Annotated in this window: 22 protein-coding genes; 15 read left to right on the top strand and 7 right to left on the bottom strand. The window is 67.6% G+C overall.

Annotation, left to right across the window (positions count from 1 at the left end; genetic code table 11):
• Positions 1-46: 46 nt before the first annotated feature.
• Together PV768_RS13200 and PV768_RS13195 are read right to left on the bottom strand one after the other, a co-directional pair.
• Positions 47-1,543, bottom strand: coding sequence for an MFS transporter (locus PV768_RS13200; RefSeq protein ID WP_421093238.1), 1,497 nt, complete (start codon positions 1,541-1,543; stop codon positions 47-49).
• 57 nt (positions 1,544-1,600) lie between these two features.
• Positions 1,601-1,804 (bottom strand): hypothetical protein, encoded by a 204-nt coding sequence (locus PV768_RS13195; RefSeq protein WP_157240662.1) that lies wholly within the window; start codon positions 1,802-1,804, stop codon positions 1,601-1,603.
• Positions 1,805-1,950: 146 nt separating this feature from the next.
• Here PV768_RS13195 and PV768_RS13190 point away from each other — a divergent pair, with 146 nt between their 5' ends.
• Complete coding sequence (locus tag PV768_RS13190) at positions 1,951-2,520, top strand: GNAT family N-acetyltransferase (RefSeq protein WP_421093237.1); 570 nt, start codon at positions 1,951-1,953, stop codon at positions 2,518-2,520.
• Between the two features lie 283 nt (positions 2,521-2,803).
• Positions 2,804-3,349, top strand: coding sequence for an ABC transporter substrate-binding protein (locus tag PV768_RS13185; protein WP_231754850.1), 546 nt, complete (start codon positions 2,804-2,806; stop codon positions 3,347-3,349).
• A gap of 254 nt (positions 3,350-3,603) precedes the next feature.
• On the opposite strand, the gene PV768_RS13180 is transcribed toward PV768_RS13185, so the two are convergent.
• Positions 3,604-3,930, bottom strand: coding sequence for a hypothetical protein (locus tag PV768_RS13180; RefSeq protein ID WP_231754849.1), 327 nt, complete (start codon positions 3,928-3,930; stop codon positions 3,604-3,606).
• A 327-nt stretch (positions 3,931-4,257) separates the two neighbouring features.
• Here PV768_RS13180 and uraD point away from each other — a divergent pair, with 327 nt between their 5' ends.
• The 11 genes from uraD to PV768_RS13125 all read left to right on the top strand — a co-directional run bounded on the left by uraD (position 4,258) and on the right by PV768_RS13125 (position 15,415).
• A complete protein-coding gene (gene uraD, locus PV768_RS13175) occupies positions 4,258-4,755 on the top strand; it encodes a 2-oxo-4-hydroxy-4-carboxy-5-ureidoimidazoline decarboxylase (RefSeq protein WP_323057492.1) in 498 nt (165 codons plus the stop codon).
• Positions 4,752-5,090: a hydroxyisourate hydrolase gene (gene uraH, locus PV768_RS13170; RefSeq protein ID WP_321214594.1), complete on the top strand. Its 339-nt coding sequence runs from the start codon at positions 4,752-4,754 to the stop codon at positions 5,088-5,090. Before uraD ends, uraH begins: the two co-directional genes overlap by 4 nt.
• 27 nt (positions 5,091-5,117) lie before the next feature.
• Positions 5,118-5,432, top strand: a complete 315-nt coding sequence (locus PV768_RS13165; protein ID WP_421093236.1) for a hypothetical protein — start codon at positions 5,118-5,120, stop codon at positions 5,430-5,432.
• Positions 5,433-5,506: 74 nt separating this feature from the next.
• Positions 5,507-7,180, top strand: a complete 1,674-nt coding sequence (gene purF, locus PV768_RS13160; protein WP_370460562.1) for an amidophosphoribosyltransferase — start codon at positions 5,507-5,509, stop codon at positions 7,178-7,180.
• Positions 7,177-8,337, top strand: coding sequence for a phosphoribosylformylglycinamidine cyclo-ligase (gene purM, locus PV768_RS13155; RefSeq protein WP_421093235.1), 1,161 nt, complete (start codon positions 7,177-7,179; stop codon positions 8,335-8,337). Before purF ends, purM begins: the two co-directional genes overlap by 4 nt.
• Before the next feature lie 413 nt (positions 8,338-8,750).
• On the top strand, positions 8,751-9,056 hold the full coding sequence (locus PV768_RS13150) for a hypothetical protein (RefSeq protein WP_421093234.1): 306 nt from the start codon (positions 8,751-8,753) through the stop codon (positions 9,054-9,056).
• A gap of 212 nt (positions 9,057-9,268) precedes the next feature.
• On the top strand, positions 9,269-10,000 hold the full coding sequence (locus PV768_RS13145) for an ATP-binding cassette domain-containing protein (RefSeq protein ID WP_421093233.1): 732 nt from the start codon (positions 9,269-9,271) through the stop codon (positions 9,998-10,000).
• Positions 9,997-10,800 (top strand): ABC transporter ATP-binding protein, encoded by an 804-nt coding sequence (locus tag PV768_RS13140; RefSeq protein WP_421093232.1) that lies wholly within the window; start codon positions 9,997-9,999, stop codon positions 10,798-10,800. The genes PV768_RS13145 and PV768_RS13140 overlap by 4 nt, the downstream gene beginning before the upstream one ends.
• 17 nt (positions 10,801-10,817) lie before the next feature.
• A complete protein-coding gene (locus PV768_RS13135) occupies positions 10,818-12,083 on the top strand; it encodes an MFS transporter (protein ID WP_421093231.1) in 1,266 nt (421 codons plus the stop codon).
• Between the two features lie 63 nt (positions 12,084-12,146).
• Positions 12,147-13,676 carry an ABC transporter substrate-binding protein gene (locus tag PV768_RS13130; RefSeq protein ID WP_421093230.1) on the top strand — a complete coding sequence of 510 codons (1,530 nt, stop codon included), beginning with the start codon at positions 12,147-12,149 and terminating at the stop codon, positions 13,674-13,676.
• Between the two features lie 8 nt (positions 13,677-13,684).
• Positions 13,685-15,415, top strand: coding sequence for an ABC transporter permease subunit (locus PV768_RS13125; protein WP_421093229.1), 1,731 nt, complete (start codon positions 13,685-13,687; stop codon positions 15,413-15,415).
• A 167-nt stretch (positions 15,416-15,582) separates the two neighbouring features.
• Here PV768_RS13125 and PV768_RS13120 read toward each other — a convergent pair whose 3' ends face one another.
• Complete coding sequence (locus PV768_RS13120) at positions 15,583-15,816, bottom strand: DUF3073 domain-containing protein (RefSeq protein ID WP_009359485.1); 234 nt, start codon at positions 15,814-15,816, stop codon at positions 15,583-15,585.
• A 274-nt stretch (positions 15,817-16,090) separates the two neighbouring features.
• Between PV768_RS13120 and PV768_RS13115 the strand changes: the two genes are divergently transcribed.
• Entirely contained in the window at positions 16,091-16,756 is a 666-nt protein-coding gene (locus tag PV768_RS13115) for a septum formation family protein (RefSeq protein ID WP_421093228.1), read from the top strand.
• Positions 16,757-16,803: 47 nt separating this feature from the next.
• Here the strand turns inward: PV768_RS13115 and clpB are convergent, their stop codons facing one another.
• Entirely contained in the window at positions 16,804-19,449 is a 2,646-nt protein-coding gene (clpB, locus tag PV768_RS13110) for an ATP-dependent chaperone ClpB (protein WP_321214604.1), read from the bottom strand.
• A gap of 236 nt (positions 19,450-19,685) precedes the next feature.
• Here clpB and PV768_RS13105 point away from each other — a divergent pair, with 236 nt between their 5' ends.
• A complete protein-coding gene (locus PV768_RS13105; RefSeq protein ID WP_157240638.1) occupies positions 19,686-20,021 on the top strand; it encodes a hypothetical protein in 336 nt (111 codons plus the stop codon).
• A 20-nt stretch (positions 20,022-20,041) separates the two neighbouring features.
• Here the strand turns inward: PV768_RS13105 and PV768_RS13100 are convergent, their stop codons facing one another.
• Together PV768_RS13100 and PV768_RS13095 are read right to left on the bottom strand one after the other, a co-directional pair.
• On the bottom strand, positions 20,042-21,091 hold the full coding sequence (locus PV768_RS13100; protein WP_370460560.1) for a sulfate/molybdate ABC transporter ATP-binding protein: 1,050 nt from the start codon (positions 21,089-21,091) through the stop codon (positions 20,042-20,044).
• Positions 21,088-21,918: an ABC transporter permease gene (locus tag PV768_RS13095; protein WP_421093247.1), complete on the bottom strand. Its 831-nt coding sequence runs from the start codon at positions 21,916-21,918 to the stop codon at positions 21,088-21,090. The genes PV768_RS13100 and PV768_RS13095 overlap by 4 nt, the downstream gene beginning before the upstream one ends.
• Between the last annotated feature and the right edge of the window lie 24 nt (positions 21,919-21,942).

Genomic DNA, 21,942 nt, shown 5'->3' with positions numbered 1-21,942 from the left:
TTCCCCGGACGCTCCCGCAGTTCAAGAACTGCGGGAGCGTCCGGCGTTAAGAGCCGTTGGCCGCCGCTTTCGCCTCGGCCGCTGCCGCCTGCGCATAGGATGCAGAGATCCGACGATAGACCGGCGTGAGGAAGGCCAGCAGCGCGGCCACAACCATGATGGTTCCGGCAACCAGGAACACCAGGGCGATGCCGCGGGAGGTGCCCTCGCCCAGGAGCGGAGCCAGCCGGGCGGCACCGTCCGCGGACCGGGCGTAGGGGATGATCCAGAACTGGGCGATCGGCGCAATGAGGAATGCCGTGACCGGCGAAGCAGCGGACTCGAACGCCATGGCGAACCCGAACACCCGGCCCTGCCGCTGCAAAGGGACCACCTGCTGGATGACCGTCTGCTCCGCCGCCTCCACAAAAGGCACCAGGACCAGGTACGCCCAGATGCCGGCGATGTAGAGCCAGGCCCACTCCCGCAGCGTGAACACCGCGCCGAGGACGCCCATCAGCACCACGGCGGCGAGGAGGGTGCGCAGCGGATTGGCCCCGAGCCCGAACTTTCCGATCAGCGCCCCGCCCACCAGGATCCCGGTGAAGCCGACAGCGGAGAAGATCCCCCACAGTTCAACGGGGAACATCTCCAGGCCGTACGGGTCCATCAACGCCATGTAGACGCCGCCGATGAAGTTGTTGAATGTGGAGAAGAGGATCAGCGCGAACAGCCCCGAAATGGCCAGTACCGCGGAGAGGGAGCCGCGCAGGTCGAAGCCGCCGTGCGCATCCGTTGCCGCCGCCCGCACCTCCTCGGGCATGCGCAGGGTGAGCAGGTGCGCGAATGCAAGCGCGGTAAGCACCAGGGCGGCTCCGATGGTCCAGCCCATGCCCAGCAGCCCCACCGAGAGCCCGGAGAGCACCGAAGTGACAATGAACATCAGTCCCTGCACCATGCCCACCAGCCCGTTGGCGTTTGCCCGCCGGTCCGGCTCGATGAGGATGGTGACGGTGGTGGAGAGGGCGATGTTCCGCATGTTCTCCACCACGGCGCCGATCAGGATGACCATGACGAAAACCCAGAACCACGGCCGGGCCAGGTCCAGCAGCAACGACGAGGGTGTCAGCAGGAACATGACCCCGGACAGCACGAACATCACCAGGGTGAAGGCCGCGGCGAAGCGCATCACGGCCAGCTTGCGGTAGCGGTCCACGAAGGTGCCGAAGCTGATGCTGGAAAGGGCGATCAGCAGCATGTAGGCACCGCCCACCACACCGGTTGCTATGACGTTGCGCGTTTCCAAGTACACCCAGAACGTCAGCGCAAACCAGAGGTAGCTGGTGGTGACGTTGGCGAGGGCGGTGTTCACCAGGATCCCGGTGAAGGTGCGGGAGCGCTGGGCCGGAGTGCGCAGGGAAGTGTCGACGGCGTCCGGATCAGTGAGGTGCAGGGCCTCCCCTACCCCTACCGGGACGGACGTGTCCGCCAGGTCCCCGCCGGGTCTCTTACCGCCGTCGGAAGCTGATGCGGCGCGCGGCCGGACCGGTTCCTGCTCGGTCATGCGTCCCAGTGTAGTGACGTCCCGCACTCATGGACATGGCCGGGGACGGGTCAGAGGTCAGCGTTTGTCGCGGTCGTTGAACTCAACGTCCAGTTCATAGTGGCGGAACTCGGTTTCACGGTCCGATTCGCCATCAACGACCATTTCGTGGTCGAGCTGGCGCTGGATGCGGCTGTCCAGGACCTGCAATTCGTTATCCGATACCTTTTCCAGGTCCTCGGGGAACTGGTCGTCCGGAGTGAGATGCAGCTTATCGTTCATTGTGCCCGCCATGTCTTCTGCCGTTACCTGGCTGCCCAGTCTATCGCTGCCCGGTCGGAGTGTCCCCCTTCTGCGGCACGGCAATGCCCCAGGGAAGCCCCGAGAGTGCTGTTGCCGGACTCCCTGCCCGGTGACAGGATGGCCGCATGGACATCCAGGTCCGACCCGCAACACAATTCGAGGACGTCAAAACCATAGTTGGGCCCAAGCGGCCGGACGCCAACGCGTGCTGGTGCCTGAGCTACCGCATCCCGTCCAAACTGAACCAGGCACTGCGCGGGACCGAGCGCGGGGACCTGGTGCGGCAGCTGGTGGCGGAGGATCCGCCGCCGGGGATATTGGCGTACGACGGCGGTGAGCCGGTTGGGTGGGCAGCGGTCCACCCCCGCGCGGACACCAGTTTCGCCGGCAACCGGAAGATCCCGCATGTGGACGGCGCGGATGTCTGGTCGGTCTGGTGCATCAGGGTGCGGCCCGGGTACCGCGGCAGGGGCATCTCGCACCAGTTGCTGGCAGGCGCCGTAGACCTGGCCCGGAGCTATGGTGCCCCGGCCATCGAGGGCTATCCGGTGGACAACGGCGGCAGGAAAGTGGACCTCACCATGGCCTACGTGGGCACCCGGAAACTGTTTGAGGACGCGGGTTTCGCCAAGGCGGCGGACACCGGGTCCGTTCTTAATGGCTTCCCTCGGGTGCTGATGCGCCTCGCTCTTTAGGAGCGTCTGCGGACTTTAGGAGCGTCTGCGGAGGTCTTTTGGGGCCGCAAACGCGCTGAACACCCACTCAGGAGATTTTGTCATATTTGATCGCGTGATTGACTGATCAGCATGCTTAGTATTAGCGTCGTGACGACGGTGTGGCTGATCATGCAATGCCGTTGCGGATGTTGTAACGAATCCTTCATAAGCAAATCAAGAGTTCCGCCGGCAGTCCCGCATGGGGGCTGGAATGCCGGGGGTTCAAGCGCCGGTCAACCCGGCACTGAAAGGAACATCAGAGATGCGAACACGAGTCTTAGCACCTATAGCAGCAGCAGCTCTTTCCGGAGCGATGATCTTCGGCGCAGGAGCGCCCGCGTCAGCGGCCCCTCCGGCACCGGTCCCGGCAGCATCGGCGAGCGCCACCGACCTGGCCAGCGTGACGGGAACAATCAACCAAACGATTGACGGGGTAGGAACCTTTGCCGGTTCCTTCACGCCCACGGGCTTTGGTACCCAGGACGGGAACCTGACTGTCACAGGCCTGGTAGACGGTACGTTCACGGACCTTGCCGGCGTTGCCACGCCCGTCAGCCAGACCGTGACAACCACCGTGGAAGCCGGCCAGTCCAACACGGCCTGCGACATCATCAACCTCGACCTGGGACCCCTCAACCTCAACGTCCTGGGCCTCGTGGTGGATCTCAACCAGGTTCAGCTGGACATCACCGCTGTGCCGGGCGCCGGCAACCTGGTTGGCAACCTGTTGTGCGCGGTGGCTGGACTGCTGGACGGCAACGGCACGGCCGGACTGGCGAACCTGCTGAACCGCGTGCTTGGGCTCTAACCCTTAGCGGCAGTAAACGAAGTAGTGTGGGCGGCCCTCCGGGGCCGCCCACACGACTTTAAAATCTGCGGCGCCGGGTCAGGGTTTCTTCCACCAGCTCCCGGGCCAGCCCTCGTCGATCGCCCAGAGCGCCAAGAGCAGGGCGTCCGCTGTCATGAGTCCCGCAATTAGGTATGCCCACCCTGTAAACCAACTCATAGCAATCTCCTGACCCGGTAAACCCCCAGCCACTCGATTGCTCATAAGTGTGGCACTTAAAACGCCAGTACGGAACGGCCTCCGTCCGCAGTCCTGAAAAGCGCTTCCAGCCTGTGGTGCGCTTCGGTTTCCAACTTGAGCCGGCGGGTCAGCTTCTCCACCTGCTGGGACATCTCCGCGCCTACCGGAAGCCTGTCCCCCGGCCAGCTCCAGACCTCCCTCGATTCCGCCAGGGCCTCAGCCAGCGCGCTGGCCGCTGCGCGCACCTTCCGCCTGTGAAAGTAGACGCGCAACAAAGCGCGGCCCTTATCCAGGCCCTTGTCCAGGGCCGCGCCGGCGGCCGAACCGACTCCCGCCTGGTCTGTGATCTTGACTTGTCCCATGGCTGCACCTTCTCCGAGCCGTTCAGCCTCCCCGGCGGGTCGTCTTTGACCCTCGTCCGGTGGAAGCTGCTGCCTGTCTTCGAGTGTCCCGCCCGCACCTCAACGTCCGGGCAAGCCGGTCCAAGGATTTCCGCAAGATCGGGCAACACCGCTTCTGTTGTAGTCTCTTGACACCACAGCCCGGCTGCTCTTCAATATTACGTATGCTGAAATAACAGTTCCATGATGCGGAAGCCGCGCGACAGCCAGTTGCCGGCGCCGGGAAGTCCGGCCTCCGCATAGCCGTCACCATGGATGCCAGCAGATTTACCCAAGGAACGAGCCAGCATGAAGCTTGCCGAATTCAACAGCGCGGACCCGGCCCGGGCCGCCCAAACCCTGAGGCCCTGCATCGACGTCAACCGATGGGTGGATGCAGTCACCGCGGGCCGCCCGTTCGCCAGCAAGGATGCCCTGCTGGCCTGGGCGTCGCAGGCTGCCAGCCCCTTCACCCCCGCCGAGGTGGAGTCCGCCATGGCGCACCATCCGCGCATCGGGGAACGTCCGACGGCGGCCACCACCGAAGCGTCCATGTCCCGTTCCGAGCAGGCCGGGGTGGATCCTGCGGACTCGGCCCTCGCGGAAGCCCTGGCCCGCGGCAACAGGGACTACGAGGAGAAGTTCGGGAGGGTCTTCCTGATCCGCGCCGCCGGCCGAACCGCCCCGCAAATCCTGCAGGCCCTGAACGAACGGCTCACAAACTCCCATGCTGAAGAAGACACCATCGTGGCCCAGCAGCTGCGCGAAATCGCCGTACTCCGGCTTGAAGGACTGATCACCGAATGAGCGTCTCCCACATCACTACGCACATCCTGGACACGGGTGCCGGACGCCCGGCGGCGGGAGTCGCCGTCGTCCTTTACCGGAACGACGGCGGCACCTGGCGCCACGTGGCAGATTCCATCACCGACGCCGACGGCCGCGCCAAGGACCTCGGTCCGGAGCGGCTGGAGGCCGGGCACTACAAGCTCAACTTCGCCACCGGCGACTACTACGCAGGCCTGCAGACTGCCACGTTCTTCCCTGAAGTGGACCTGGTGTTCGAGGTGACCGGCCCGGAGCACTACCACGTCCCGCTCCTCCTGAGCCCGTTCGCCTACTCCACCTACCGCGGCAGCTGAAGCCCTCGAAAAATGTAGGCTTGATGCATGCCTACTGAACAACCCCCTGCCGAGCGGCGCGAAGTTACCGTCCGCCGCGCGCCCAAGTATGTGCCGTTCCTCATCCTCGGCGCACTGGTGGGCATCGCGGCGGCAGCGGTGGCGGCGTATGCAGTTCCTGAGAACCCCAGCTTCGACGCCGGCGCCGTCTTTGGGTTCTTCATGGTGCTGTTCGCGGGCGGCGGCGCCATCCTCGGGGCCGTGCTGGCGCTGGTCCTGGACCGCCGCAGTGTCAGGCGGCAGCAGCGGGCCGTGGTGGAAGCCGTGCCGGACTCCGAGCCGGACACGGATCCCCAGCCGTAGGCCCGCTGCAGCGGGCCCGGGTCACAAACGGGCGGCCGGAAAAGTCCTACCCCATGTCGTGAGATAATCGACCAGTGGCACGCGGCGATGGAAAACTTTCCCATGATCTTCTCCCTGGCGAAAAAGGCCCGCAGGACGCTTGTGGCGTCTTCGGAGTCTGGGCACCAGGTGAAGAAGTAGCAAAACTTACCTATTACGGGCTGTATGCACTGCAGCACCGCGGTCAGGAGTCGGCTGGTATTGCCACCAGCGACGGCAAGCGGATCAACGTCTACAAGGACATGGGACTCGTCTCCCAGGTCTTCGACGAGACCACGCTGAACACCCTGACCGGGCACCTGGCGGTGGGACACTGCCGCTACTCCACCACCGGCGCAAGCCACTGGGCCAACGCGCAGCCCACCCTCGGCGCCACCAGCACCGGCACCGTCGCCCTGGCACACAACGGCAACCTGACCAACACCGCCGAGCTCAACGCCATGATCCAGGAACGGAACGGCGGCCAGCTCACCGGCGAAATGAAGCAGGGCAATACCTCTGACACCGCCCTGGTCACCGCCCTGCTGGAAGGCGAGCCGGGCAAGAGCCTCGAGGAAACCGCCACCGAGCTGCTGCCCAAGATCAAGGGCGGCTTCTGCTTCGTGTTCATGGACGAAGGCACCCTCTACGCGGCGCGCGACACCTACGGCATCCGCCCGCTGGTGCTGGGCCGCCTGGAGCGCGGTTGGGTGGTGGCGTCCGAGCAGTCCGCCCTCGCCACCGTGGGCGCCAGCTTCATCCGCGAGATCGAGCCCGGCGAGTTCATCGCCATTGACGAGCAGGGCGTGCGTTCCCAGCGTTTTGCGGAGCCGACGCCGGCCGGTTGCGTTTTCGAGTACGTCTACCTGGCGCGTCCGGACGCCGCCATTGCCGGCCGCTCCGTCTATGAATCCCGCGTGGAGATGGGCCGCCAGCTGGCCCGCGAGAACACGCAGGTGGCGGACATCGTCATCCCGGTCCCCGAGTCCGGCACGCCGGCTGCCGTGGGCTACGCCGAGGAATCCGGCATTCCCTTTGCACACGGCTTCGTCAAGAACTCGTACGTGGGCCGTACGTTCATCCAGCCGTCGCAGACCCTCCGCCAGCTGGGCATCCGGCTCAAGCTCAACGCCCTCGAGTCCGTGATCCGCGGCAAGCGCGTTGTGGTGGTGGACGATTCCATCGTCCGCGGCAACACCCAGCGGGCCATCGTCCGCATGCTCCGCGAGGCCGGGGCAGCCGCCGTCCACGTCAAGATTTCCTCCCCGCCCGTGCAGTGGCCGTGCTTCTACGGCATCGACTTCGCCTCCCGGGCCGAGCTGATTGCCAACGGCGCCACCATCGACGAGATCTCGCAGGCCATCGGGGCGGACTCGCTGGCCTACATCTCCGAAGACGGGATGATCGGCGCCACCCGGCAGCCGCGGGAGCGGCTCTGCACTGCCTGCTTCACCGGCAAGTACCCCATCGAACTTCCGGGTGCGGACAAGCTGGGCAAGAACCTGCTGGAGCGGACGGACCTCGGCGGGCTCAAGCCCTCGCCGTCGGCCCTTCCGGGCGCAACAGCTGCCCTCTCTGTTGATTCCCAGGAAGATCCGGCGGAGAAGTCCGGCGCCACCGGTTGCGATCCCGGACCGGACTCCGAGTTTGAAAACCTGCTCACCGACGCCGACCTTGTGCCGGATGTACACGCCGCCACCGCCGGCGCTGACAAGAAAGAGTCCGTATGACTTCCGCTGCCCCCGCCCCTGGCAACACCCCCGGTAACGCAGCCGGCATCACCTACGCCTCCGCCGGCGTTGACGTTGAAGCCGGGGACCGCGCCGTCGAGCTGATGAAGGACGCCGTCAAGGCCACCCACAACTCCTCGGTGATCGGCGGGGTGGGCGGATTCGCCGGACTCTACGACGTCTCCAGGCTCCTGACCTTCAAGAAGCCGCTGCTGGCCACGTCCACCGACGGCGTGGGCACCAAGGTTGCCATCGCCCAGGCCATGGACATCCACGACACCATCGGGTTCGACCTCGTCGGCATGGTGGTGGACGACATCGTCGTGGTTGGCGCTGAGCCGCTGTACATGACCGACTACATCGCCTGCGGCAAAGTGGTGCCGGAGCGCATCGCCGACATTGTCCGCGGCATCGCAGCAGCCTGCTCGGTGGCCGGCACGGCACTGGTGGGCGGCGAAACCGCCGAACACCCCGGCCTGCTGGGCGAGCACGAGTACGACGTCGCAGGCGCGGCCACCGGCGTGGTCGAAGCCGACCAGCTCCTGGGGCCGGACCGCGTGCGCGCCGGTGACGTGGTAATCGGCATGGCCTCCTCCGGCCTGCACTCCAACGGTTATTCCCTGGTCCGCCGCGTGATCAACCACGCCGGCTGGGCACTGGACCGCCAGGTCTCCGAACTGGGCCGCACCCTTGGCGAGGAACTCCTTGAGCCCACCCGCGTCTACGCCGCGGACTGCCTGGACCTGGCCCGCGCCTTCCCCGTCACCGGCACGGCCGCCGTGCACGGCTTCAGCCACGTCACCGGCGGCGGCCTCGCCGCCAACCTGGCCCGCGTGCTCCCCCAGGGCCTCGTGGCCACCGTGGACCGCAGCACCTGGGAACTGCCCGCCATCTTCAAGCTGGTGTCCGAACTGGGCAACGTGCCGCTGGCGGACCTGGAACGCACCCTGAACCTGGGTGTGGGCATGGTGGCCATCGTGTCCCCCGAAGCCGCGGACGCTGCAGTGACCCGCCTCAACGACCGCGGCCTGCCGTCCTGGGTCATGGGCACCGTCACCGAGGATTCGGACGCAATCCTCAAGTCCGGTCCGGACTACGTGCAGGGCGCCAAGGGCGTGGACGGCGGCGCGGTTCGCTTGGTCAACGCCTACGCCTGACAACCCCATCGAGTGCTCCGTACCTGCCCTTTTGACCCGTCAAAACGGCCGGTACGGAGCACTCGATTTGCTTTAACCAGCGCCGGGAAAGGCCGCAGGAACCGGAAATCTGAAGTAAAACACTCACTTCCCTTGACTGCTAAGCATACTTAGCTTTAGGCTTGTAAGTGGAAGTCAGCACAGAAGGTCACCGTGGGGTTTTCGAGAGCGTCATGCCCGCCCCGCACGAGTCCGGCGATAATTACCCGCTCGGTTGGACCGCCTTCCCCCGCCGATCCGGCGGATGCCAAAAGAAGCAACCACAAAGACGTCCGGTACCTGCGCGTGCAGCAGCACGGCATCAGGCAGTCCACACGCCCAATTGCGGACTGCCCGACAGGGGCACCAGGGCAGTTATCAAGGGAGCGAAAATCATGTCAGTTCTGAAAAAAGCCACCGCCGCAGCCGCTGGAAGCCTGTTCTTGCTGGGCGCCGTTGCCGGACCTTCGCAGGCAGCGGACAACAACACGTTGAATGACGGCCTTGTAAACGTCACGATCGGTGACATCACCGTAGAAGATGCCGTTGACATCAACGTGGCAGCCAGTGTCGCAGCAAACCTTTGCGACGTCGCCGACATCGGATCGGTAGCAGTTCTTGGCGAAGCAGTAGACGCCACCGGCACCGAGCAGACGGTCTGCGATAGCGCCACCGGACCGGTCCGCATCGTCAATAACTAACAGCGCAGCGGACCGGATAAGAGGGCAAGCCTCAGCGCCTTCAGCGCACCGTCCTCCCTCCGGGTTTTCACTCGAGGAGCCCCAGCCATCGGCTGGGGCTCCTTTGTGTGCCCAGCCAGTCCCCGAACTCCTCACAAGACGTTAAATGCGAATGATTCTTGATAGCATGTGGCTTAGACCCTTTGAAAGTCCTGCCATGAAATGACGCATACATGCCTGCACCAGCCCTGTCCGTGACAGATCTTGCCCTCTCGCTCGGCACGCGGAGATTGGTGCATCCCCTGACCTTTTCAGTAGAGGCCGGTGAATGCGTCGCCCTGCTGGGAGCCTCGGGATCGGGCAAGTCCCTCACGGCATCGGCGCTGGCCGGCTCGCTTCCGGACGGGATCACCGCCACCGGGACGATCACTTTTGCGCCGGGGACGCCAGGGCCAACCAGGGCAGCCTTCATCAGCCAGGACCCGGCGACGGCCCTCAACCCCCTCGTTCCGGTCGGCAGGCAGCTCGCCATTCCGCTGCTCGCCGCAGGGTCCACCCGGGCAGAAGCAAGGACGGAAGCGGCCCGCCTGTTGTCACAGGCAGGCATAGGGGATCCCGCCCGGATCCTTCCGTGCTATACCGGCCAGCTCTCCGGCGGACAACTGCAGCGCGTCTGCATCGCCCTCGCCCTGGCCTGCGGCAGTCCCGTCCTGGTGGCGGACGAACCCACCACCGCCCTCGACGCCGTCACGCAACTGAAAGTACTTGAAACCCTTCGCGGCTGGGGAGCCGACGGCCGCAGCCTGCTCTTCATTACCCACGACCTCACCGCGGCCGCCGCGCTCTGCACGCGCGCCATCGTGATGGAAGCCGGCCGCATCGTGGAGCAGGCACCCATGGCCGAGTTGCTCCAAGACCCGCAACACCCCTACACGCGCCGCCTGGTAACGGCGGCCGCAGCATGATGGGGCCGCTCACTGCCGACAACATTTCCTTCACCTACCCCAGGCCCGGCTTCCGCAGGAAAAGGCCGGCAGGGACACTCCACAACATCAGCCTGCACCTTTCACCGGGCACCAGCACGGCCCTGGTGGGGAGCTCCGGTTCCGGGAAGTCCACCCTGGTGCGGATCCTGCTGGCCCTGGCAAAGCCCGACGCCGGCACGGTCACCCTCGGTGCCCGTGCGGTCAGGCCCGGACCTGTCCGGTCCCTGCGCTGGTACCGGCAGACGGTGCAGTACATCCCGCAGAACCCGGCCGGTAGCCTCGACCCCCGGATGTCTGTTGCGCAGCTGCTGCGGGAACCACTAAGGCAGCTAAGGGTGGAAGGGAACCACCGGAGCCTCGTGGCCGACGCACTGGAACGGGTCGAGCTCCCTGCCGGCCTAATGGAGAGCCGCCCCGGCGAGTTGTCCGGCGGCCAGAACCAGAGGGTGGCCATTGCCCGGGCCATGGCAGTGCGGCCGGCCTACCTGCTGGCCGATGAACCCGTCAGCGGCCTGGATCTCCCCCTGCGGGATAACGTCCTGTCGCTGTTGGGCCGGCTGGTCCGCGAGGAAGGCCTGGGCCTGCTCCTGGTCACCCATGACCTCGGCACTGCTGCCAGGTTGTGCGCCACCACCGCCGTCCTTTCGCAGGGCCGCATCGTGGAGCACGCTCCCACGCACCAGGTGCTGGAAAACCCAGGCAGCCCCGAAGCCGCTGCACTGGTGCGCGCTTCATCAACCCTGCAGTTCCCCTGCCATGCCCCGGCCGGTGTCCTGTGACGGCACTTGGGACTGCGGTGCCGACGGACACAGCGCCTCGCCCGTCCCCCGGCCTGCTCCTGGCAAGCCAGCTTGTTTTTAATATCGGCTTCTACGCCGTGGTGCCGTTCCTGGCCCTGGTTTTGACCCGGGACTTCGGCATGACCGCCACGGCCGTGGGAGTGGTCCTCGGCGCCAGGGTCTTCTGCCAGCAGGGGCTTTTCCTGGTGGGCGGAATGGTCACGGACAGGTGGGGCCCGCGGCGGGCCATGCTGGCGGGCTGCCTCGTGCGCATTTCCGGCTACCTCACCCTGGCCATGGCCGGCAGCTTTGCGCTGTTCCTCCTGGGGGCAGTCCTCACCGGGATGGGCGGCGCGCTGTTCTCGCCGGCGCTGGAGTCCCTGCTGGGGAAGGCGGAAGAACGACGACGGAACACCGGCGGGAAGGCGGCGGGACTTTTTGCGCTCCTCGCCATCTGCGGAGAAATCGGAGCGGTGGCCGGGCCCCTGCTGGGGGCCCTGCTGCTGGGCATTTCCTTCAGCTGGGCAGCGCTGGCGGGGGCGGCGGTGTTTGCCGTAATGACCATGGTCCTGTGGCGCAGCATGCCCGCTGAAGATTCACGACCGGCGCCGGACATGCTCAGGGCCGCGGTCCCCCTGCGGGAAGCCGTCCCGCGCGCAGATGGAATCACCGGGATGCTGCGGGAGAGGCGCTTTGTGGCTTTCGCGGCCCTGTACAGCGTCAGCCTCCTGGCCTACAACCAGCTGTATTTCGGCCTCCCCGTCGAACTGGCCAGGACCGGGGCGGGAGCCGGCGCGCTGGCCGGCCTGTTCGCCGCCGCCTCGGTCCTGACCATTGCGCTGCAGCTGCCCATCTCCCGGTTGAGCGTCCGGATGGGTCCGGGACGCGCGCTCACCACCGGCTTCACCCTCAAGGGCCGGGCCTTCGCCGGAATGGCCCTGCTGGCCCAGTCCCCTGCCGCCGGCACACTGCAGCTCCTGCCGGCACTGCTGCTGGTGGCGGGGCTCTGCCTTGGGCACATGTGCGCCGGTCCGGTGGCCATGCCGCTGGTCCTCGACTTCGCCCGCGGCCGCCGCTCCGGCATCTATTACGGATTCCTGGCGAGCATGGGCGGGTGCGCTGTCCTGCTGGGCAACCTCGTCCTGGGGCCGCTCTACTCAGCGGCCACCCACCCGGGCGCCGCCGCCGCCTTGCCCTGGGCGGTAATGGCGGCACTCACGGTGATTCCCGCCGTCGGACTTCCCGGGCTCCTGCCACCCACACGCTCAACCCCTGGCACCTAACACGGGCCCAGCCCCGGCCAGTTCCCTCCACGACTCATCGAAACAGGTATCAACGTGCCCATAATGCGACTGGAAACCCACCTCATGACGCTTACCGCCGTCCTCCTCACGGTCAGCCTCACCGGATGCTTCGCCGGCGGCGGGCATGCAGCAGGCCGCGGAAACGGCGAGCGCCGCATCAAACTGGCGATGCTCCAGCCGCCGCGTTCGGGACTGTCGCCCCTCAGCGATGACGCCTTCAAGCTTTCACGCTGGAAGACAGCGGAGACCCTGGTGGAACTGGACAGGCTGGGCGAGGCGCAACCTGCCCTGGCAACGGAGTGGCAGCAGCTGGACCGGACCTCCTGGCGTTTTGTCCTGCGGGACAGCGTGGAGTTCCACGATGGAACCGCCATGACCCCGGTGGAAGTCGCTGCCTCGCTGACTGCCGCGGCGCAGGGCAGCCCCAAGCCCAGGATCCTGGACGGCGTGGAACTCACCGCCCGGGCGGAGGGCTCAAACGCGGTCATCATTACGACGGCGGCACCGGATCCGCTCCTGCCCCAGCGGCTGTCAAGCCCGCAACTGGCCATCCTCGCGGCCTCGGCATATAAGGACGGCGGTGTGGTCAGTCCCGTGAACGCGGGCACCGGGCCCTACCGGCTGGTTTCGGTGGAGGGCACATCCTCGGCCCGGCTGGACCGCTTCGACGCGTACTGGGGCGCGCAGGCGGAGGCCGACGGCGTGGACGTCCAGTTCGTCCCGGACGGCACCGCCCGGGCAGCAGCCCTCCGGACCGGCGACGCGGATGTTGTGGAAGCCATCCCTGTGGGCCAGGTGGCCCGGATCGAACCCGGGCTGGTGCACGAGGTGCCCATGCCGCGGACCAACACGCTGTACCTCAACACGGCGTCGGGCCCCTTCGCGGACCCGGCCGTCCGCGCCGCAGCCCGCGCCGCAATTGACGCCGGCACCATCGTGGACCGGGTCTATGAAGGGCGGGCAGACAAAGCCGCCGGGTTGCTGGGCCCGGCACTCCCGTGGGCAGCCGGGCAGCGGGAAAGCGATGAGTACGCAGCAGCCCTGGCCACCCGGGCGGCCGCCACCGCGGTCAGGGGGACCGCCATCCGGCTCGGCACCTTCACGGACCGCGCCGAGCTGCCCGAGGTCGCCGTCCAGCTTGAGCAGCAGCTGGAAGCCGCAGGATTTTCCGTGGAGCAGGATGTCCGGGAGTACCAGCACATCGAGGCTGACGCGCTGGCAGGGAAGTTCGATGCCTTCATCCTCTCGCGTGCCACAGTGCTGGATTCGGGCGACCCGGTTGCCTACCTTTACAGCGATTTCTCCTGCACCGGATCCTTCAACATCTCCCAGTTCTGCGACCCCCGGGTAGACGCAGCCCTGGCCACGGCCGCGGGCATGCCTGCCGGTCCGGACCGCCGCGCCGCCATTGCCGCCGCCGAAAGCCTCATCCTTGCCCGGGACGCCGCCATCCCGCTGCTCCACGAACGCGTCATCCAGGGTGAATCGGCACGGGTGGCCGGGGTGGAGCGGGATCCGCGGGAACGGGCCCTGATTACCAGCCGGACCGGGATCACGGGCGGCGCGCAGTGAGGTCCGGGATGTCCGCTGCAGTCAAAGTCACCGTGTCCCGGGTCCTCGCCCTGCTTGCCCTGGTGGTGCTGATCGGGATGATGCCCTGGCTCTCGGGCCGCGGCGCCGAATACACCGTCCTGCGGGCCAGGTACGCGGACCGGGAGCCCACGCCCGAGGCACTCGCCGCAATCCGCGCCGAGCTCGGCCTGGAGCAGGGCCCGGCGGCCATGCTCCTGTCCTGGGTACAGGGGATCTTGGCCGGCGACCTGGGCACGTCCTGGATCAGCAGCACACCCGTGGGACCCGGCATCGCGGCGGCGCTGGGCGTCTCGGTGACCCTGATGGCGTTCGCCACCGCGTCCGCGGCACTCGTGGCGCTGCTGGCCTGCACGCCGGCGGTAGTGGACGGGCTGCGGGGGCGGCGCAGGCCGGCGTCAGGCGCCCTGTCCGCTGCGCTGACATCCCTGCCCGAGTTCCTGCTGGCCGCCGTGCTGCTGGTGGCGGGTGCCATCTGGCTGCGGTGGTTTCCGCCCTTCGGCTGGCAGGGCCCGGAGCATGCGGTCCTGCCCGCCCTTTCGCTCGGAATCCCGGCCGGCGGTCTGATCGGGCTGCTGGTCTCCGACGCCGTACGGGCAGCGTTTGCCGAACAGTGGGTGGCCACGTGGCGGATGGCCGGGGCCGGGCCTGCGCTGCTGGCCGCAGCGGTGCTCCGCCGGGCGCTTCCCGCCGTGCTCCCGCAGGCCGGCCTGGTCCTGGTGGGGCTGACCGGCGGTGCAGTGGCAGTGGAAAAGGTATTCGCCATTCCAGGGCTCGGCCGGGCGCTGCTGGGCGCGGCCAGCGCGCAGGACGTCCCCACCCTGCAGGCCGGCATGCTGGCACTGATGGGGTTCGCCCTGCTGGTGGGAACGCTGACGACGGCGGTGCGGCACCTGCTGATCGGGCCCGCGGTCCGCTTCGGAACGCTTCCGCTTCCCGAGCCCCCGCGGTCAGCGAACCGCCGGCATCTGGCCGCGCCGGCAGTGGCCGGCCTGGCCCTGCTCCTGGTTGCCGGGGCCGGGCTGCTGCGCGACCCCCTCGCCTCGGGGCATGCCAGGCTGGCGCCGCCCGCCTGGACACTCCCCTTCGGCGCCGACGCCAGCGGCCGGGACCTGCTGGCACGGGTGGGGCACGGGGCCGTGGGAACGCTGGGGACAGCGCTGGCAGTGGTGCTTGCCTGCCTGGCTGTGGGAATCGCCGTCGGACTCTTTCCTCTTGCCGCCACGGGACCCCTGGAGGTAACGAACGCGGCCCCGCCCATCCTGGCCGGCCTTGTTGTTGCTGCGCTCACCGGCCCTTCGGCACACGGCGCGGCCCTCGCCGTGGCCGCCGTGAGCTGGGCGCCCCTGGCGGCGCACACTGCGGCTTTGGCCCAGGAAGCAAGGGCGCAGCCGTATGTGCGCATCCTTCCCGTCCTCGGGGTGGGCAAGGCACGCATCATGCTCCGCTACATCCTCCCGGCGGTGGCCGCCCCGCTCCTGCGCCATGCGATGCTCCGACTGCCCGGAACGGCACTCGCGCTGGCGGCTCTCGGGTTCCTGGGGCTGGGCCCGCAGCAGCCCTCGCCGGAGTGGGGACTCATCCTGGCCGAGGGCATGGGCTATGTTGAGCGTGCCCCGTGGGCAGTCCTGGCACCCGCCTCCGCACTGGTCCTGGCGTCCGTAGTGGCAGTGGGACTGGCTGGCGGAGGGCAGCAGAAAGCCCGCCGCCTGCACCGTTGAGGTGCGGGCAGCGGGCCCAATAACTGAAGTCGGCACCTTGGGACACCAGGTTCCAAAGGGCCGAAAAAGAAGCGCCGCACTGGTCCTGGGACCAGGATCCATAGCTGATCCGTTAGTGCTGCGGCGTCACAGGGCTGCCCGGTAACGGCAACAGCACCTTGCGACAACTAGCCGATCCGACGGGTGTCTACCTCGTCGTCGTCTTCTTCCAAATCATCCGCGTACTTATCCACATAAGCCGAATAGTCCGGTTCAACCGGCTCATTCGCGTAATGGCTCGTGGCACGACTGCTTGGGCCCGTCAGCTCACGCTGAAGTGCCGAGTAGTCAGTGTTCGGGGAGTAGTACTTGATATCCCGAGCCTGCTTGGTAGCTTTTGCCTTTTGACGGCCGCGCCCCATGGCGTGACCCCCTTTTGTACTTGGACCGGAGGTGGTCACCTTGGCTATCGGTGAGGCCCCGGAATGTTTGGTCAATTTGTCGTACACCTAGATTACATGCTTTCGACTGCCCCCGCTTGCCACGAACGGCCCCCGCAGGTGGTTTGCGTTACCATTCACGGCCCCGAGCCGCAGGTTTCCGGCTTTTTTCTTCGGTAGAGTCACTTGGACAACTGCTGATACAGGCCGCAGACCGGCTGCCCGCCGCGGAGAGAACGCAGGAGGATCCATCCCCGTGAACCACCAGGACGTCCCGCCGAAGCCCTCCTCGCCGCCCACGGCCGGGCTGCCCCGCGTGCCTGCCCCTGCTGCCCGCCCGGTCCTGCACCCGCACATGCAACCGCAGGACGGTGCGGCGCCGAGGTCCAGGCGGGTGAGGCCGCGGACCCTGTGGATAGCGTTCTTTGTGGCCGTCCTGCTGGCCGTTATCGGCTCACTGGTGTGGCTTGCCCTGTGGCTGAACTCCAACCCGGAGAGCAGCACTTCCCGGGGCCAGGTTCCGGGGGTGCCGGAAACCACGGTCACGCCACCCGCAACGCCGCAGCCGCTGCCGCGCGAGGGGGTCCAGCCCGCCGACTATGCGCTGGGCGACTGCTTCAAGGACTTCGACCCCGAGTCGCTGTCCTCCACCGTGGTGCCCTGCGATACCGGGCACTCAGCCCAGCTCGTGGCATTGTTCCGCTACCCGGAGCGCGGCTCCTATCCCGGCGCCGAGGCACTGAAGGCCAAGGCCCTGGAAGCGTGCCAGGCAGCAAGGCTGGGCCCGGCCGCCAACGACTACGACTTGAACTTCGAGCGCAGCTTCCCCAGCACCACCAGCTGGGAATCCGGCGACCGCAGGGTCGACTGCTATGTGACTGCCCCGGGCGGCAATGTGATCAACGCAAGCGTGCTGCCCTAGCGGCCAAACCGCCCGGGCAGCACGCCTGCGTTTTGCCCCCGCGGGCCTCAGTCCTTGCGCCGGACGGACAGGCCGCTGCCGCCCAACGGCGCGGACGGGAGGCCCGTTCCGGCCGCAGTGAGTTCCTCAAGGTCCGCCGCCGTGTCCACCAGCACCGTATCGCCGTCGCTGATCTCACCGGCCAGGATGGCTTTCGCCAGCCTGTCGCCGATTTCCCGCTGCACCAGGCGGCGGAGCGGCCGGGCGCCGTAGGCGGGGTCGAACCCGGAGATGGCGAGCCAGGCCCGGGCACCATCAGTGACTTCGAGGGTCAGGCGGCGCTCATGGAGCCGGCGTCCGAGTTCGTCCACATGCAGCTCCACGATGCGCGCCAGCTCCTCCACGGTCAGGGCATCGAACAGCACAACCTCGTCCAGCCGGTTCAGGAACTCGGGCTTGAAGGATGCGTTGACGGTGGCCATGACGGCGTTCCGCTTGGCTTCGGCGTCCAGGGACTGGTCCACCAGGAACTGGCTGCCCAGGTTGGAGGTCAGCACCAGGATCACATTGCGGAAGTCCACCGTGCGGCCCTGCCCGTCGGTGAGGCGGCCGTCGTCGAGCACCTGCAGGAGGATGTCGAACACCTCCGGGTGCGCCTTCTCCACTTCGTCCAGCAGCACCACTGAGTAGGGACGACGGCGGACGGCCTCGGTCAGCTGCCCGCCTTCCTCGTAGCCCACGTATCCCGGAGGCGCCCCCACAAGGCGGGCCACGGAATGCTTCTCGCCGTACTCGGACATGTCGATCCGCACCATGGCGCGTTCGTCGTCGAAGAGGAAATCAGCCAGCGCCTTGGCCAGCTCGGTCTTGCCCACGCCGGTGGGTCCCAGGAAAAGGAACGAACCCGTGGGGCGGTTGGGATCGCTGATTCCGGCACGCGCGCGCCGAACGGCGTCGGAGACTGCCGCGACGGCCTTCGACTGGCCGATGAGCCGCTTCCCGAGCTCGGCCTCCATGTGCAGCAGCTTCTGGCTCTCGCCCTGCAGCATGCGGCCGGCGGGAATGCCGGTCCAGGCGGAGATGACCTCCGCGATGTCCTCAGCTGTCACTTCCTCGGCCACCATCTGGGCTGGCTTGTCCACCACGGCCGCTTCCGCTTCCGCAGCAGCGGTCAGCTCGCGTTCGAGCGCCGGGATTTCCCCGTAGAGAATCCGTGAAGCAGTCTCCAGGTCACCCTCGCGCTGGGCCTTGTCCGCGGCCGAGCGCAGCTCGTCGAGTTTGGCTTTCAGGTCGCCCACCCGGTTGAGTCCTGCCTTTTCAGCCTCCCACCGGGCGTTGAGGGCGGAGAGTTCCTCTTCCTTGTCAGCCTTGTCGGCGCGGAGCGCCGCCAGCCGCTCCACCGAGGCCGGGTCCGATTCCCCGGTCAGGGCCAGCTCCTCCATGGTGAGCCGGTCCACCTGGCGCCGCAGCTTGTCTATCTCCTCCGGGGCGGAATCGATCTCCATCCGGAGGCGGGACGCGGACTCGTCCACCAGGTCGATGGCCTTGTCCGGCAGCTGGCGCCCCGAAATGTACCGGTTCGACAGCGTGGCTGCCGCCACGAGGGCGGAGTCGGCGATGGACACCTTGTGGTGGGCCTCGTAGCGCTCCTTGAGGCCGCGGAGGATGCCGATGGTGTCCTCCACGCTGGGTTCGCCGACGTACACCTGCTGGAAGCGGCGCTCAAGGGCGGCGTCCTTCTCGATGTTTTCGCGGTACTCGTCCAGGGTGGTCGCGCCGATCAGCCGCAGCTCGCCGCGGGCCAGCATGGGCTTGAGCATGTTGCCGGCGTCCATCGAGGAATCACCGGTGGCCCCCGCCCCCACGACCGTGTGGATTTCGTCGATGAAGGTCACGACCTGGCCCTCGGAGCCCTTGATCTCTTCAAGGACCGCCTTCAGCCGCTCCTCGAACTCCCCGCGGTACTTGGCGCCCGCCACCATGGAGCCCAGGTCCAGGGAGATGAGGGTCTTGCCGCGCAGGCTTTCGGGCACGTCGCCCGCCACCATCCGCTGCGCCAGCCCTTCCACCACGGCGGTCTTGCCCACTCCCGGTTCGCCGATGAGCACCGGATTGTTCTTGGTCCGCCGGGACAGGACCTGGATGACCCGCCGAATTTCGGAATCCCGGCCAATCACAGGGTCCAGCTTGCCGGCCCGGGCCATTCCGGTAAGGTCCGTGCCGTACTTCTCAAGCGCCTGGAAGGTGTTTTCCGGGTCCGGACTGTCCACCTTGCGGTCGCCGCGGACACCCGGCAGGGCGGCGAGCAGCGCCTCATGGGAGGCGCCGGCGTCGCGCAGCAGGCGGGCCGCGGCATCATTGCCCGCGGAGAGCCCGAGCAGGAGCACCTCGGTGGAGACGAACGTATCGCCCAGCCGGTCGGCTTCGTTCTTGGCGTTCTGGATGGCCTGCAGGGCGGGCCGGGAGAGCTGGGCCTGCTGGCTGGAGCCGCCGGAGGTGGCCGGCAGGGCCTTGATGGCGCTGCTTGCCTGGACGCTGACCGAGTCCGGATCGGCGCCGGTGGCGCGCAGCAGAGCCACGGCGACTCCTTCGCGCTGGTCCATCAGGGCCTTGAGCAGGTGCGCGGGCTCCACCTGGGGGTTTCCGGCCGTGGAGGCGTTCATGGCCGCAGCCGACAGAGCCTCCTGGCTCTTGGTGGTGAATTTGACGTCCAAAGAGAGCTCCTTCCGGGGGCAGTTTTCCTAAGTTGAGTGTACTACGCTCAACTTTCCTTTGGGGATCCATTTCCGGGACTGTTTGCCTACAGCGAAACAGCTCAAGGGCCGCGGCGGAAGGGGCAATCGACCCTATCTGCCTCCATCGCTGCTGTTCACATCCGCCGCCGCGCACTCTACTATCGGCCTGTGGCCGGGGGCAGCGTGCCGCCGGGGCAGTCAAGAGGGGACAATCCGTGAAAAAGTTCGTGGTTCTTTACGTCGCACAGCAGTCAGCCCAGGCGCAGATGGCGGAAAGCTCGCCGGAAGCCGCGCAGGAGGGCATGAAAGCCTGGATGGAATGGGCCGGGCGCGCCGGTGACGGCATCGTGGACATGGGGAGTCCGCTGGGTGCCGGAACGGAAATCACCGCAACAGGGGCCGCTGAAGCCCCTGCGGGGGTGGCAGGTTACGGGATCATCCAGGCCGACGATCTTGCCGGTGCCCAGGCGCTGCTGGACGGCCACCCCCACCTGATGATGCCCGGGGCCAGCATCCAGGTCTACGAAACCCTGGACCTGCCCGGCATGTAAGGGCGGCGCACAGTCTCCTCCTACAACGGGTAGACCGAAACCGCTGTCGCCTTCACCACGAAGTGCACCGGCAAGCCGGGAACCAGGCCGAGGTCCGCCGAGGCCGCGGGAGTGATGTCCGCCGCGAGGCTTCCCGCCCTGACCCGGATGAAGTCGCCATGCGGTTCAAGATCGGTGACGGCCACCTCGAAGGAATTCCGCGGGCTTCCGTGGGCATCGGTGAGGAACACCGAAACGGACGACGGCGGGAACACGGCCACAGCTGCCTGTCCCGGGGGGATGGGGTCCTCGCTGTGTCCGGCTATGTGCCGGCCCCGGCTGGTCAGGATGCCGTCACCGGCGAGCGTCCCGGGAACAAAGTTGAGCCCTGCCAGCCCGGCCGCGAAGGCGCTCCGGGGCCGTTGCAGCACCTGCCGTGTGGGGCCCTCCTCTGCGATGCCCCCGTTTTCAAGGATCACCACCCGGTCCGCCAGCATCAGCGCGTCCAGGACATCGTGGGTGATGATGAGGGCCGGCCGGTCCGCGAGGACATGTTTGAGCAGCCGCCGCAGTAGCGGGGCCGAGTGGATGTCCAGCGCGGCCATCGGTTCATCGAGGAGGAGGAGGCCGGGATCCGCGGCGAGCGCCCGGGCCACGGCAACGCGCTGGGCCTGCCCGCCCGAAAGCTCCCCCGGACGGCGTGCAGCAAGGCCTTCAGCTTCCACCTGTGCCAGCCACTGCAACGCCCTGGCCCTGGCCACGGGCCTGGGCGCACCCGCGCTGCGTGGACCGAAGGCCACGTTGTCCGCGGCGTTGAGATGCGGGAAAAGCAGCGGTTCCTGCGCCAGCAGCGCCGTCCCCCGGCGGTGGGGCGGGGTCCACTGGTTCCGTCCGTCCCCCACATGGAACAAGGTCCGGCCGTTCAGCTCGGCCCGTCCGCTGTCCGGCCGCAGCAGCCCCGCAATGACGGAGAACAGCGTCGACTTGCCGGCACCGTTAGGTCCCATCACTGCCACGGTTTCAGCGGGCCCCACGGAGAAGGCGACGTCGAAACCGCGCTCCGCCACGGCTGCCTGGAACGAGAACGTCACGGAACATCCCCGCCCGCCGCGGGAGCCGGCGTCGTCCGCTCTCCGGACAACCGGAGGGCGGGCGTCCTGCCCGCCGGGCGCCGGTACGCAAGTGCCACCACTGCGACTGCCACGGCCACCAGCACCAGGGAAAGCGCGACGGCGGCGTCGGGGTCCGTCTCCCGCTGCAGGTAGATCTCCAGCGGCAGCGTCCGGGTAACCCCCTGGAGGCTGCCGGCGAACGTGAGGGTGGCACCGAATTCGCCCAGGCTCCTGGCGAAGGCAAGGACCGCGCCGGAGGCCAGGCCGGGCAGGACGAGCGGCAGCGTGACGCGGCGGAAAACGGTCCCGGGCGATGCACCGAGCGTCGCTGCCACCGCCTCGTACCTGTGTCCGCCGGTGCGCAGCGCGCCTTCCAGGCTGACCACCAGGAACGGCAGGGCCACGAAGGTCTGGGCCAGGACCACGGCCGTGGTGGAAAACGCGATCTGCAGCCCCAGCACCTCAATCGCGCCGCCCAGGAGGCCCTGCCGGCCGAAGGTGTACAGGAGGGCAATGCCGCCCACCACGGGCGGCAGGACCAGCGGGAGCAGCACCAGCGCGCGCAGGAGCCCCAGCAGCGGGAGCGCGCCACGGGCAAGGACCACCGCCAGCGGCACGCCGAGCACGACGCACAGGGCAGTGCTGGCCGCCGAGGTCCGCAGGCTCAGGCCCAGCGCCGCAAGGGCGGACTCGGAGGTGACCAGCGGAACGAAGTTGGCCCAGTTGACGCGCGCCACGATGGCCGCCAGCGGCAGGACCACCACCGTGGCTGCCAGGACTGCCAGCGCGTACAGCCAGCGGGGGATGCCCGTATACGCCTGGCGCCCGCC

Source organism: Pseudarthrobacter sp. CC4, from assembly GCF_048957775.1.
Lineage (GTDB): Bacteria > Actinomycetota > Actinomycetes > Actinomycetales > Micrococcaceae > Arthrobacter.
This window is presented reverse-complemented; position numbering and strand designations above follow the sequence as displayed.